The following is an 11,996-nucleotide window of genomic DNA, read 5'->3' as shown; positions in this document are numbered from 1 at the left end:
CCTGCTAGTGCAGCCGGCCCGGCTCGCGGCGCAGGGCCGTTTGGAGGATGCGGTCGACGAGCTCCGGGTATTCCAGGCCGCTCGCGGCCCACATCTTGGGGAACGCCGATGTCGGGGTGAAGCCCGGCATGGTGTTGATCTCGTTGACGTAGACCTCGCCGTCGTCGCCGTAGAAGAAGTCCACGCGCGCGAGCCCTTCGCAGCCCACGGCCTCGAAGGTGCGGGCGGCCAGGCGGCGGACCTCCTCGACGGCCGCGGTCGGCAGGTCCGCCGGGATGGTCAGGCTGCTGGTCGAGAGGTACTTGGCCTCGAAGTCGTAGAAGTCGAAGCCTTCGGCGACGTGGATCTCGGCGGGCTGCGACACCTCGGGGGCGCCGCCGTCGAGGGCCTCCAGGACCCCGCACTCGATCTCGCGGCCGGCGATGGCCTGCTCCACGATCACCTTGGGGTCGTGCTCACGGGCGGCCTCGACCGCCGCGATCACCGCGTCGTTGTCCGTTGCGTCGGTGACCTTGCTGACCCCGACACTGCTGCCGGCCCGGGCCGGCTTGACGAACACGGTGCCGCCCAGGTCGGCGATGTCGTCGAGCACGCGCTTGCGCTCGCGCAGCCACGACCGGTCGGTGACGGCCACGAAGGCGCACTGGCGGATCCCGTGCCCGGCGAGCAGCGCCTTGGAGACGACCTTGTCCATGGACGCCGCGCTGGCCAGGACCCCGGCGCCGGCGTAGCGGGCGCCCATCATCTCGAAGAGCCCCTGGATGGTGCCGTCCTCGCCGAAGGGGCCGTGCAGCAGCGGAAGGACGACGTCGACCTGGCCGAGCCGCTCGGGGACCGCCCCGGGCTCGACGAGGAGGAGTTCGGAGGGGGCGTCGAAGGGCAGCGCCAGCGCCATCCCGGTGCCGTCGACCGCCGGCAGCCGGCCCTCGGTGATCGCCAGCCGCTCGGTGTCGCCGGAGGTGAGAACCCAGTTGCCTTCGCGGGTGATCCCGACGGGCACGATCTCGTAGCGGTCGGTGTCGATCACCGACATCACCCCGCCCGCTGTGACGCAGGAGATCTCGTGCTCGGAACTGCGCCCGCCGAAGACGACGGCGACCCGGATTCTGTGCTGCTCGGCCATGATGCCTGACCCTATCTCGCCTGCGCGCCCATCCGGAACCTGCGCAATCGTGTCCCGCGCATTCGTCATTGGCTCGTGCCCAGGTCGATACCCGCCTGCCCCGCCGACTCCCATTCCTCGGCGCACCGGTCCAGTGACGCCAGCGCGTCGGCGATGAGGTCGGCGGGGTCCTCGATGCCGATGGCGAACCGCACCGCTCCGGGCCCGATCCCCGATGTGAGGAGGGTGGCGTCGTCGAGCTGGCGGTGGGTGGTGGAGCCGACGTGGCCGACGAGGGTGTGCGTGCCGCCCAGCGAGGCGGCGATGGTGGCCAGCCGCAGCCCGTCGGCGAAGGCCATGCCCGCGTCGCGCCCGCCGTGCGGGGTGACCGTGACCGTCCCGCCGAACCGCCCGGTGTCGAACAGCCGGAGCGCGGTCTCGTGCCCCGGGTGGGTGGGCAGCCCCGGGTAGTCGATGCGCTCGACCGCCGGGTGCCCGGCGACGGCGGCGGCGAACTCCGCGGCCGTGGCGCACTGCCGGGCGACCCGCAGCGGCAGCGTCTCCAGCCCGCGGTGCAGCAGGAACGCCTCGTCGGGCGCGAGGCTGGGCCCCAGGTCGATGCGGGCCGACCGGATCGTGGCCACGGTGTTGGGGTCGCCGACCACGACGCCGCCGGTGGCGTCGCTGTGGCCGCCGATGTACTTCGTGGCGGAGTGCAGCACGATGTCGGCGCCGTGCTCCAGCGGCCGGCACACGGCCGGCGACGCGAACGTGGAGTCGACGACGAGCCGCGCGCCGGCGTCCGATGCGATGCCCGCCAGGGCGGGCAGGTCGGAGACGGTCATCGTCGGGTTGGACAGGGTCTCGGTGAAGATGACGGCCGTCTCGGGCCGCACCGCGGCGCGCACGGCCTCCAGGTCGGTGATGTCGACGAAGTCGGTCCGCACGCCGAAGCGCCGCAGCAGGCCGTCGAGGAGGGAGTAGGTGTTGCCGTAGATCGCGCGGGAGGCGACGATGTGGGAGCCGGCCGCGGTCAGCGCGAGCAGGGTGGTGCTGATCGCCGCCATGCCCGAGGCGAAGGCCTGCCCGCGCACCTCGCGGTCCAGGCCCGCCCCCTCCATGGCGGCGAGCGCGTGGGCGAACGCCTCGGCGGTGGGGGTGTCGATCCGCGCGTATGAGTAGCCCCGGCTCACGCCGTCGAGGACGTCGGCGTACTCCTGGGAGGTGGCGAACTCATAGGTCGTGCTGCGGTGGACCGGGATGCGCACCGGCCGCTCGTTCACCGCGGGACCGGACGGCAGCCGGACGGCGCGGGTGTTCTCCCCGAGGGTGGTCTTCCCGCGGTTGTCGTGGTCGTCCTGGCGTTCCATCTCGTTCTGTCCCCCTCCTTCGCCCGCGCGTACCTGGGCGCGGTCCGACAGCCTGCTCGCGCGGTTCTGATTTCGGTCCCGCTGGCACCACGCCCCTCCCCCGGTGGGCGCGGGCTCACCTCTGGTGGCTCATACCCCGTAGCGCTCCGGTTTGGCCGTGCGGGACATGAACGCCAGCAGCGCCTCGGCCGGGGAGAGGTCGTGGTGCATCATCCCGACGACCGCCGCGGTGATGGGCATGTCCACCCCGTGCCGCTGTGCAAGGGCGAGGATGGACTCCGAGGACTTCACGCCCTCGGCGGTCTGCCGGGTTTCGGCGATCACCTCGTCGAGCGTCATGCCCGACCCCAGCCGCTCGCCGAAGGTCCGGTTGCGCGACAGCGGGGAGCTACAGGTGGCGACCAGGTCGCCCATCCCGGCGAGCCCGGCCAGGGTGTGCTCGTCGGCGCCCAGGGACACCGCGAGCCGGACGGTTTCGGCCAGCCCGCGGGTGATGAGCGACGCCTTCGCGTTGTCGCCGAAGCCCATCCCCACGGCCACGCCCACGGCCAGCGCGATGACGTTCTTGACCGCCCCGCCCAGCTCGGCGCCGATCACGTCGGTGTTGGTGTAGGGCCGGAAGTAGGCGGACTTACAGATGTGCTGGAGGTGCACGGCGGTGGGCTCGTGGGTGCACGCCACGACCGCTGTGGCCGGCTGGCGCTCGGCGATCTCGCGGGCGAGGTTGGGGCCGGAGACGACCGCGACCTGCTCGGGCGGCAGCTCCAGCACCTCGGCGATCACCTCGCTCATGCGCAGGCAGGTGCCGAGTTCGATGCCCTTCATCAGGCTGACGACGACGGCGCCGGGGGGAACGTGCGGCTTCCACTGCGCGAGGTTGGCGCGCAGCGACTGCGAGGGCACGGCGATGACGATGACGTCGGCGCCCGCCAGCGCCACAGCGGGCTCGCTCGTGGCGGTGAGGGCGGGGTTGAGGGCGAGCCCCGGGAAGTAGTCGGGGTTCTCGTGGCGCACCCGGATGGACTCGACGACCTCGGGGCGGCGCCCCCACATCACGACGTCGGCCGTGCCGGCGTCGGCGACCACGTTGGCGAACGCCGTGCCCCAGGACCCGCTGCCCATGACGGCGACGCGGCTGCGCCGGCCGGGGTCGCCGCCGTGCCCGGCGGCTCCCGCATCATGGTCGTGCCCGCCGGCCTGCGCCGCGTGGCCCATCGTCATCGTCGCCCTTCTCGTGGTGTCGGTGGTCTCGCCCGGGTGCCCGCTGCCGGGAGGCCGGTCAGGGCCGGTCCGCGCCGCCGCGCCCGTCCTCACGGCGGGTGCCGTCCTCCGCGCTGCCGCCGGTCGCGTCGCCGGTGCCCGCGCCGTCGGCCGGGGGCTGCGCACCGGGGGCCGCCCCGGTGTCATCGGCGGTCTCGCCCGGGACGGGCTCCGCCGGCCATGCGGCGATCTTCTCCTGCCGGGCCTGGCGGGGGTCGAAGGGCACCGCCGGGGGCTCCTCGCCGCGGATGCCCGCCTGGAATCGGGTGATCTCCCGCATGATGTCGGCGGTGGCGTCCTTGAGCAGCGTGGCCGTGATGGGCCGGTCGCGGTAGGCCGACAGGTCCACCGGCGGCCCCGCGACGATCTGCACCCGCTTGCGCGGGAACGGGCTGAGCTTGGCGCTGCCGTAGGGCAGGAGGTGCTGCTCGCCCCAGTGGGCCAGCGGGACGACGGGCACGCCGGTGGTCAGCGCCAGGCGCGCCACGCCGGTCTTGGCGACCATGGGCCACAGGTGCGGGTCGCGGGTGCAGGTGCCCTCGGGGTAGATGATGACCGATGACCCGTCGCGGGTGAGCGCCTCCTCGGCGGCCTTCAGCGCCTTGACGGCGTCGGTGGTGCCGCGCCGCACGGGGATCTGCCCCGTGCTGCGGGCGACGGCGCCCACCACGGGGATGCGGAAGACGCCCTCCTTGGCGGTGAACGTGGGCCAGCGCTTCCCGGCCACGTACAGGTAGTGCGCGATCGTCAGCGGGTCCGCCATCGACAGATGGTTGGCGGCGAGGATCACCCCGCCGTCACGCGGGATGTTCTCCTGTCCGCTCCACTCGGCCCTGGTCACGGCCGTCATGATCGGGCGGACGATGGAGGCCACGACCGCCTTCACCCATCGCGATTCCCGTTGCTTCGCCACTGACTCCTCCGACTGCCGCTTCCGAATCGCCGCCGCTGCGGCCGCTCCCGCCGGCCGTGCGCCGGGGGGACCGCGCACGGTTCCCCCGGGCCGCGTGCGGAAGGATCAGTCTAGGCGGATGCAGTGATCACCGGCGTCGTCGCCCTCCGGCCGCGGCGCGCGGGTGCGGCCGGGGCGGCCGCATTACGATGCTGCCCGGATGCGCCGCACGCTCCCGGGAATGCGCACCTGCGTGCCCGCGCTGTCACGTTCGCGCCCCGCGTCGGCGGGGCGGTGCGAAAGGGTGGTGAGGGTGGTCGAGCCGGATGCGCGGTGGGCGCTGGTGGTCCCGGTCAAGCGGCTCTCAGGGGCGAAGTCGCGGCTGGCGCGCTTCGCCGGCCGCCACCGCGCCGACCTCGCCCTGGCGATCGCCGCCGACACCGTGATGGCCGCCGTGTGCTCGGCGCGCGTGGCGGCGGTGCTCGTGGTCACCGACGACCCGCGGGCGGCGCGCGCGCTGGGCGGGATGGGCGCGGGCGTCGTCGGCGGCGAGCCCGGGACGGGGCTCAACCCCGCCCTGCTGCACGGTGCGGCCGAGGCCGCCCGCCGCCACCCCGGGCTGGGCGTGTGCGCGCTGTCGGCGGACCTGCCCGCTCTGCGCCCTGGCGAACTCGACCTGGTCCTCGCCGAGGCCGCCGGCCATCCCACGTCGTTCCTGGCCGACGCCCCCGGGGTCGGCACGACGCTGTACGCCGCGACACCGGGGGCGGCGTTCGCGCCGGCGTTCGAGGGAGGATCGCGGCTCCGGCACGCCGCCGGCGGCGCCGCGGAGCTGGCGGGGGCGCGGGTGCCGAGCGTGCGCCGCGACGTCGACACCCCCGGCGACCTGCGCGACGCGGTCGCGCTCGGCGTGGGCCCGCACACGGCCAAGCTGCTGCCGCGCCTGGGCCCGGCACAGGTGTGATGTGCGGGGCGGGTCGTGCCCCGCCCCGGGGACAGCGCAGGGGTGCACGCGCGCCGCCCGGGTCCTCTCGGGGAACCCGGGCGGCGCGGGGTGCGGTGGTGCGACTACTTCTTCTTGGTGTTCACCAAGGCCTTGAAGTCCGCCCCGGGGCGGAACTTCGGCACGAAGCTCGACGGGACGGCGATGCTGGCCCCGGTGGCGGGGTTGCGGGCCGTGCGAGCGGCGCGCTCGGACTTCTCGAACACGCCGAACCCGGTGATGGCGACCTTGTCGCCCTTGGCGACGGTCTTCTGGATGGTCTCCAACACTGCGTTGACGGCCTCGGTGGCGGTCTTCTTGTCACCGAGCCGGTCGGAGATGGCGTCGATCAGGTCACGCTTGTTCATGTGGTTCCTCCGGTTCCCCCTTGCTCGCACGAAATTAGGGGACGTGGGTGCTCCGGCACAAACACAAACGCCTGAAAATTCAGCGTGTCGGGGGCTCCCCCACCTGCGGCGGAAGCTCTTCGAGCATCCGGTCGAGACGCTCCGACGCGCGTACAGGATCCCGTTTGACCGCTTCCGTGACCGTCAAAAGCCTACGGATTACCGGAATCCGGACACCCTCGGGGAGAGCGTTGGCGCGGCGGTGCGCGTCCCGCAGGCGCCGCGCCAAATCCGAGTAAAATTCCGGGCTTTCCGGTTCTACTGGGTGACCGGAAGCCACGACTTGCGCCGCTGTTCGTAGCCGTCGATGTCCTCGGTGTGGCGGAGCGTGAGGGCGATGTCGTCCAGCCCCTCCATCAGCCGCCACCGGGTGTAGTCGTCCAGTTCGAACGGCTCGGTGACGCCCGGGGCGCGCACCTGGCGCTCGACGAGGTCGACCGTGATCTCCGTCGCAGGGTCGACCTCGACCGCGTCCCACAGCCGCCCGATGACCTCCTGCGGCAGCAGCACGGTCAGCAGCCCGCCCTTGAGCGAGTTGCCGCGGAAGATGTCGCCGAAGCGGGAGGCGAGCACGGCCTTGAACCCGTAGTCCTGGAGCGCCCAGACCGCGTGCTCGCGGGAGGACCCGGTGCCGAAGTCGGGGCCGGCGATGAGCACGCTGCCCCCGGCGAACTCCGGCTTGTTCAGCACGAATTCGGGGTCGTTGGCGCGCCAGGCGGCGAACAGCCCGTCCTCGAACCCGGTGCGGGCGACGCGCTTGAGGTAGACGGCGGGGATGATCTGGTCGGTGTCCACGTTGCTGTGGCGCAGCGGCACGGCGCGGCCGGTGTGGACGGTGAACTTCTCCATGTCGGCGGTTCCCTCGTGGTCTCGGGCGGTCTAGAGGTCGGCGGGCGAGGACAGGGTGCCCCGGACCGCCGTCGCGGCGGCGACCAGCGGCGATACCAGGTGGGTGCGCCCGCCCTTGCCCTGGCGGCCCTCGAAGTTGCGGTTGGAGGTCGAGGCGCTGCGCTGGCCCGGCTTGAGCTGGTCGGGGTTCATCCCCAGGCACATCGAGCAGCCGGCCTCGCGCCACTCGGCGCCCGCAGCGGTGAAGACCTCGCCCAGCCCCTCGGCGTTGGCCTGCTCCTTGACCCGCATGGACCCCGGGACGACCAGCATCCGCACGCCGTCGGCCACGCGGCGCCCGCGGATGACCTCGGCGGCGGCGCGCAGGTCCTCGATCCGGCCGTTGGTGCACGAGCCCAGGAAGACGGTGTCGACCGGGACCTCGCGCAGCGGGGTGCCGGGGCGCAGGTCCATGTAGGCGAGCGCCTTCTCGGCGGCGGCCCGCTCGCTCGGGTCGTCGTAGCCGGCGGGGTCGGGGACGGACGCGTCCAGCGGGGCGCCCTGGCCGGGGTTGGTGCCCCAGGTGACGAACGGGCTGAGCGCGTCGGCGTCGAGCACGACCTCCTTGTCGAAGACCGCGCCGTCGTCGGTGCGCAGGCTGCGCCAGTGCTCCACGGCGGCGTCCCACTCGGCGCCCTCCGGCGCGTGCGGGCGGCCCTTGATGTAGTCGAAGGTGGTCTCGTCGGGCGCGATCATCCCGGCGCGCGCGCCCGCCTCGATCGACATGTTGCAGACGGTCATGCGGGCTTCCATCGACAGCCGCCGGATGGCCTCGCCGCGGTACTCGATGACGTAGCCCTGGCCGCCGCCGGTGCCGATCTCGGCGATCACCGCGAGGATGATGTCCTTGGCGGTCACACCGGGCTTGAGGTCGCCCTCGACCGTCACGGCCATGGTCTTGAACGGGGCCATGGGCAGTGTCTGGGTGGCGAGCACGTGCTCGACCTGGCTGGTGCCGATACCGAAGGCCAGCGCCCCGAACGCGCCGTGGGTGCTGGTGTGGCTGTCGCCGCAGACGACGGTCATGCCCGGCTGGGTGAGCCCGAGCTGCGGGCCGACCACGTGCACGATGCCCTGGTCGATGTCGCCCATCGGGAAGAGCCGCACGCCGAACTCCGAGGCGTTCTTGCGCAGCGTCTCGATCTGCGTGCGCGAGACCTGGTCGGCGATCGGCCCGAGGATGTTCTCGGTGGGGACGTTGTGGTCCTCGGTCGCCACGGTCAGGTCGGGGCGGCGGACGGGGCGGCCGGCGAGCCGGAGCCCCTCGAACGCCTGCGGGCTGGTGACCTCGTGCACCAGGTGCAGGTCGATGTAGAGCAGGTCGGGCTCGCCATCGGCACGCCGGACGACGTGCTCCTCCCAGACCTTCTCGGCCATCGTGCGTGCCATTGACGACGCCTCCTCGCGTCTCGACGGTGCATATGCGGGCCTCTCGCCACCGCGGAAGCCGGGCCGGCGGGCGGGCTGCCGGTGCCAGTGCCGGCCGTGGGTGTCCCGCCGGCGGGACACCGATCCGCGGACGTCCCTGGTGGCGCGCGTCCGCCGTGCGGGGCCGGGCGGACTTGCATTCCAAATAGCGAGACGGCAATATCAAGCCATGGACAACTCTAGCTCATCCAGTGGCGTCGGTGTCCTGGACAAGTCGATGTCCGTCCTGGACGCCCTGGAATCGGGCCCGGCCTCCCTCGCCCAGCTCGTGCGCATCACCGGCCTGGCGCGGCCGACCGCGCACCGCCTGGCCGTCGCCCTGGAGCGCCACCGCATGGTGGCGCGCGACAGCCAGGGGCGCTTCGTCCTCGGCCCCCGCCTGGGCGAGCTGTCCATCGCCACCGGCGAGGACCGGCTGCTCGCGATCGCCACCCCGGTCCTGGTGCAGCTGCGCGACCTCACCGGCGAGAGCGCCCAGCTCTACCGCAGACAGGGCGACGTCCGCGTCTGCGTGGCCGCCGCCGAGCGCGCCAGCGGGCTCCGCGACACCGTGCCGGTGGGCAGCGAGCTGCCCATGAACGCCGGGTCGGCCGCGCAGGTCCTGCTGGCCTGGGAGGATACCGACCGCATCCGCCGCTCACTGCGCGGCGCGCACTTCACCTCCGCCAGCCTGACCCAGGTGCGCCGCCGCCGCTGGGCGCAGAGCGTCGGCGAACGCGAGCAGGGGGTGGCGTCGGTGTCCGCCCCGATCAACGGGCCGGGCGGGCGCGTCATCGCCGCCGTCTCGGTGTCCGGGCCGATCGAACGCCTCACCCGCTCCCCCGGCCGCCTGCACGCCCAGGCCGTCACCTCGGCCGCCGAGAAGATCAACGAGTCCCTGCACAGCGACAACGGCGGCTGACCTGTTTTCCGCTCAGCCTGCGAGTGCGCTTCCGGGCGGCGCCGATTCGGCCGACACCGTCCTCGTCGCGGCGCGCTCCCTCCGGCTCGCTCAACGGGCCCCCGCGGGATCACTCCCCCATCGGCACGTTGAGGATGCGGTCGTCGTTGTCGCGCGGAGCGCCGCGGCCGTCGGTGTTGCTGGTGCTCACCCAGATGGCGGAGCCGCCGGGGACGGTGGTGACCGCGCGCAGGCGCCCGTAGGCCCCGGTGAAGAGCGCTTCGGGCTCGCCCACCGGGTCGGCGGAGTCGCCGGTCAGCGGTACCCGCCACAGGCGTTCGCCGCGCAGCCCCGCCACCCACAGCGAGTCCCCGGCGACGGCGGCGCCGCTGGGTGAGGCCTCGTCGGTGGTCCAGGTGACCACCGGGTCGATGTAGCCCGCGTGGTCGCCGACCCCCTCGACCTCGGGCCAGCCGTAGTTGCCGCCCGGCACGATCACGTTGACCTCGTCGTAGGTGTCCTGGCCGAATTCGGTGGCGTAGAAGACGCCGTCGTCGTCCCAGGCCAGTCCCTGGACGTTGCGGTGCCCGTAGCTGTAGACGAGGTTGTCGAAGGGGTTGTCGGGCGCCGGGTCGCCGTCGGGGGTCATGCGCAGGATCTTGCCGCCGAGCCGGTCGATCTGCTGGGATTGCGATTCGTCGCCGGCGTCGCCCGTTGCCGCGTACAGCAGGCCGTCGGGCCCGAAGACGATCCGGCCGCCATTGTGGACGGCCGCACGGGGGATGCCGTCGACCAGCACCTCCGGGTCGCCGAGCCCGTTCTGCGGGTCGTAGGTCATCCGGGCGATCCGGTTGTCGGCTTCGGCCGTGTAGTACACGTACACGTCAGGGGTGTCGCCGGCATCGGGCTGCACCGCGAGGCCGAGCAGCCCGCCCTCGCCGCGGGGGGCGACGTCGTCGACCGTGCCCACCGGGGTGGTCTCGCCGCCGGGGGTCACCCGCACGATCCGCCCGGAGTCGCGCTCGGTGACCAGCGCGGCGCCGTCGGGCAGGAAACCGATGGCCCAGGGCACCTCGAGGTCGGTGGCGATGTCGGAGGGCTCGCCCGGCGGCGCCAGCCGCGCCATGGGGGTCGGATCGGTCGCGGCGCCTCCGCCGCGCGCGCCCTGGCCGGGATCGCTCCCGGAGCAGGCGGTCCCGAGCAGCGCGACGGCGATCACGGCGGCGCACGCAGGCGCCCGGTCCCGGTATCTCAGCATGGTCTGATCCTGCCCAGATCCGCCGCGTTCCCAACCGGGTGCGGACGGTGACCGGCGTTCCCGGGCGCCGAGCCGCACAGCATCCGCTCTGCTGCACCTGGCCAGGCGGCGGGGCGGCGCCGGAGGCGCCCCGCCGTCGCGAATGAATGTGACCGACGACACATTTACTCTGGTGTGACCCGCGCGCCTCGATCATCGGGCCGGCATCGGGAGAGGCGGTGGCCGATGCCGAACCCGCACGAGGACTCCACGCATGGGGCGAGAATGGGAACCCATCACCGGCGATGGCGAACGAATGGAGTGGACGACCATGCCGAAGACCGAGTCCTCCGGCAGTGGTCGGCATGCCGGACGCCGCCCCCGCCGGATGTCCCCGCACCGGCGGCGCGAGGACCTCATCCGCACGGCGCTGGAGGTCTTCGCCCGTCGCTCCCCCGACCAGGTGACGCCCGAGGACATCGCCGAAGCCGCCGACGTCTCCCGCGCCCTCGTCTACCGCTACTTCGCCAACATCGGGGAGCTGCGCACCGCCGCGCTGCGCAGCGCGGTCGACGAGCTCTCCCCGAGACTGGTTCCCCCGCCCGGCCTGCCGGCGACCGAGCAGCTGCGCTCGTCCCTGCGGGCCTTCATCGCCTTCGCTGACGGCTACGCGCCGGCCGTTCTCGCCTTGCTGCGGGGCGGGTCGCGGGTGGCCGGGGAACGCACCGACTCCGTTCTCGACGAGGTCCGCGTCCAGGTGCTGCGCATCCTCGTGGCTCGCTCCGGCGGGGGCGCCCCGTCACCGCGGACCCTGCTGGCCATGCGGTGCTGGATCGCCACGGTGGAGGCGGCACTGCTCATCTGGCTGGAGGAACGCCCTATGCCCGCCGAGGAACTCGCCGACTGGCTGATCGACCAGCTCATGGCGATGCTGCGCGCGTCGGAGACCGCCGATCCCGGGACTCGGCCGACCGCCCCCGCAGGCTGAGCGGAAAGATGGAAAAAGGCCCCACCCTGACGGGTGGGGCCTTCGGTACCCCCGAGCGGATTCGAACCGCCGTTACCGCCTTGAGAGGGCGGCGTCCTAGGCCACTAGACGACGGGGGCGCATCGGAAATGCGGTGGGGCGATCTTATCGGCGCGTGCGACCGGATCGTCCCTTTCGGATGGCCGGGCGTGGAGCCCGGATCCCAGAAAAATGGCCCCCAACAATGTGGGAGCCTCTCCCTGTGCGTACCCCCGAGCGGATTCGAACCGCCGTTACCGCCTTGAGAGGGCGGCGTCCTAGGCCACTAGACGACGGGGGCCTGCTGATCGCCTGAACGATCGGACCGGCGAACCGGTCCGCAACGGATTCCGCTTGCGGAAACCGATGGCTGGGGTACCAGGACTCGAACCTAGACTAACTGAACCAGAATCAGTCGTGCTGCCGATTACACCATACCCCAGTGCTTTATCGGAGCCGGTTCCTTGTGGTCCCGTGCCCCTCGGCGCAGGCATAACTTTAGCGGACATCCGGAGTGCTCGCGAACCGGTTGTGGCGGGGGGCC

12 protein-coding genes and 3 tRNA genes are annotated in these 11,996 nt (G+C 72.7%); 3 read left to right on the top strand and 12 right to left on the bottom strand.

What is annotated here, in order from left to right; genetic code table 11:
- Positions 1-4: 4 nt before the first annotated feature.
- From ACFOVU_RS04665 to ACFOVU_RS04650, 4 genes are all read right to left on the bottom strand, one after another.
- Entirely contained in the window at positions 5-1,123 is a 1,119-nt protein-coding gene (locus tag ACFOVU_RS04665; protein WP_378530095.1) for a D-alanine--D-alanine ligase family protein, read from the bottom strand.
- A 65-nt stretch (positions 1,124-1,188) separates the two neighbouring features.
- Entirely contained in the window at positions 1,189-2,472 is a 1,284-nt protein-coding gene (locus ACFOVU_RS04660) for a trans-sulfuration enzyme family protein (RefSeq protein WP_378530093.1), read from the bottom strand.
- A 129-nt stretch (positions 2,473-2,601) separates the two neighbouring features.
- Positions 2,602-3,693 (bottom strand): NAD(P)H-dependent glycerol-3-phosphate dehydrogenase, encoded by a 1,092-nt coding sequence (locus ACFOVU_RS04655; RefSeq protein ID WP_378530091.1) that lies wholly within the window; start codon positions 3,691-3,693, stop codon positions 2,602-2,604.
- A 58-nt stretch (positions 3,694-3,751) separates the two neighbouring features.
- The gene (locus tag ACFOVU_RS04650; RefSeq protein ID WP_378530089.1) at positions 3,752-4,645 is read right to left on the bottom strand and encodes a lysophospholipid acyltransferase family protein; all 894 of its coding nucleotides are present in this window, start codon (positions 4,643-4,645) and stop codon (positions 3,752-3,754) included.
- Between the two features lie 292 nt (positions 4,646-4,937).
- Here ACFOVU_RS04650 and cofC point away from each other — a divergent pair, with 292 nt between their 5' ends.
- Complete coding sequence (gene cofC, locus ACFOVU_RS04645; protein WP_378530087.1) at positions 4,938-5,588, top strand: 2-phospho-L-lactate guanylyltransferase; 651 nt, start codon at positions 4,938-4,940, stop codon at positions 5,586-5,588.
- A gap of 104 nt (positions 5,589-5,692) precedes the next feature.
- Here cofC and ACFOVU_RS04640 read toward each other — a convergent pair whose 3' ends face one another.
- The 4 genes from ACFOVU_RS04640 to leuC all read right to left on the bottom strand — a co-directional run bounded on the left by ACFOVU_RS04640 (position 5,693) and on the right by leuC (position 8,290).
- The gene (locus ACFOVU_RS04640; protein ID WP_378530085.1) at positions 5,693-5,974 is read right to left on the bottom strand and encodes an HU family DNA-binding protein; all 282 of its coding nucleotides are present in this window, start codon (positions 5,972-5,974) and stop codon (positions 5,693-5,695) included.
- A 79-nt stretch (positions 5,975-6,053) separates the two neighbouring features.
- The gene (locus ACFOVU_RS29385) at positions 6,054-6,293 is read right to left on the bottom strand and encodes an SCO5555 family protein (protein WP_449289728.1); all 240 of its coding nucleotides are present in this window, start codon (positions 6,291-6,293) and stop codon (positions 6,054-6,056) included.
- Positions 6,272-6,862, bottom strand: a complete 591-nt coding sequence (leuD, locus tag ACFOVU_RS04635; RefSeq protein WP_378530083.1) for a 3-isopropylmalate dehydratase small subunit — start codon at positions 6,860-6,862, stop codon at positions 6,272-6,274. Before leuD ends, ACFOVU_RS29385 begins: the two co-directional genes overlap by 22 nt.
- A 30-nt stretch (positions 6,863-6,892) precedes the next feature.
- Positions 6,893-8,290 (bottom strand): 3-isopropylmalate dehydratase large subunit, encoded by a 1,398-nt coding sequence (gene leuC / locus ACFOVU_RS04630; protein ID WP_378530081.1) that lies wholly within the window; start codon positions 8,288-8,290, stop codon positions 6,893-6,895.
- Between the two features lie 256 nt (positions 8,291-8,546).
- Between leuC and ACFOVU_RS04625 the strand changes: the two genes are divergently transcribed.
- Positions 8,547-9,230, top strand: coding sequence for an IclR family transcriptional regulator (locus ACFOVU_RS04625; protein ID WP_378531168.1), 684 nt, complete (start codon positions 8,547-8,549; stop codon positions 9,228-9,230).
- A 109-nt stretch (positions 9,231-9,339) separates the two neighbouring features.
- Here the strand turns inward: ACFOVU_RS04625 and ACFOVU_RS04620 are convergent, their stop codons facing one another.
- The gene (locus ACFOVU_RS04620) at positions 9,340-10,467 is read right to left on the bottom strand and encodes a PQQ-dependent sugar dehydrogenase (protein ID WP_378530079.1); all 1,128 of its coding nucleotides are present in this window, start codon (positions 10,465-10,467) and stop codon (positions 9,340-9,342) included.
- 367 nt (positions 10,468-10,834) lie between these two features.
- Between ACFOVU_RS04620 and ACFOVU_RS04615 the strand changes: the two genes are divergently transcribed.
- Positions 10,835-11,434 (top strand): TetR/AcrR family transcriptional regulator, encoded by a 600-nt coding sequence (locus tag ACFOVU_RS04615; protein WP_378531166.1) that lies wholly within the window; start codon positions 10,835-10,837, stop codon positions 11,432-11,434.
- 46 nt (positions 11,435-11,480) lie between these two features.
- On the opposite strand, the gene ACFOVU_RS04610 is transcribed toward ACFOVU_RS04615, so the two are convergent.
- From ACFOVU_RS04610 to ACFOVU_RS04600, 3 genes are all read right to left on the bottom strand, one after another.
- Positions 11,481-11,553, bottom strand: a tRNA-Glu gene (locus ACFOVU_RS04610).
- A gap of 127 nt (positions 11,554-11,680) precedes the next feature.
- Positions 11,681-11,753, bottom strand: a tRNA-Glu gene (locus ACFOVU_RS04605).
- Between the two features lie 66 nt (positions 11,754-11,819).
- A tRNA-Gln gene (locus ACFOVU_RS04600) sits at positions 11,820-11,894 on the bottom strand.
- Between the last annotated feature and the right edge of the window lie 102 nt (positions 11,895-11,996).

It is taken from the genome of Nocardiopsis sediminis (assembly GCF_042650565.1).
In the GTDB taxonomy this organism is placed as follows: domain Bacteria; phylum Actinomycetota; class Actinomycetes; order Streptosporangiales; family Streptosporangiaceae; genus Nocardiopsis_B; species Nocardiopsis_B sediminis.
Note: the sequence above shows the minus strand (reverse complement) of the source record. Positions and strands in the feature narration are given on the sequence as shown.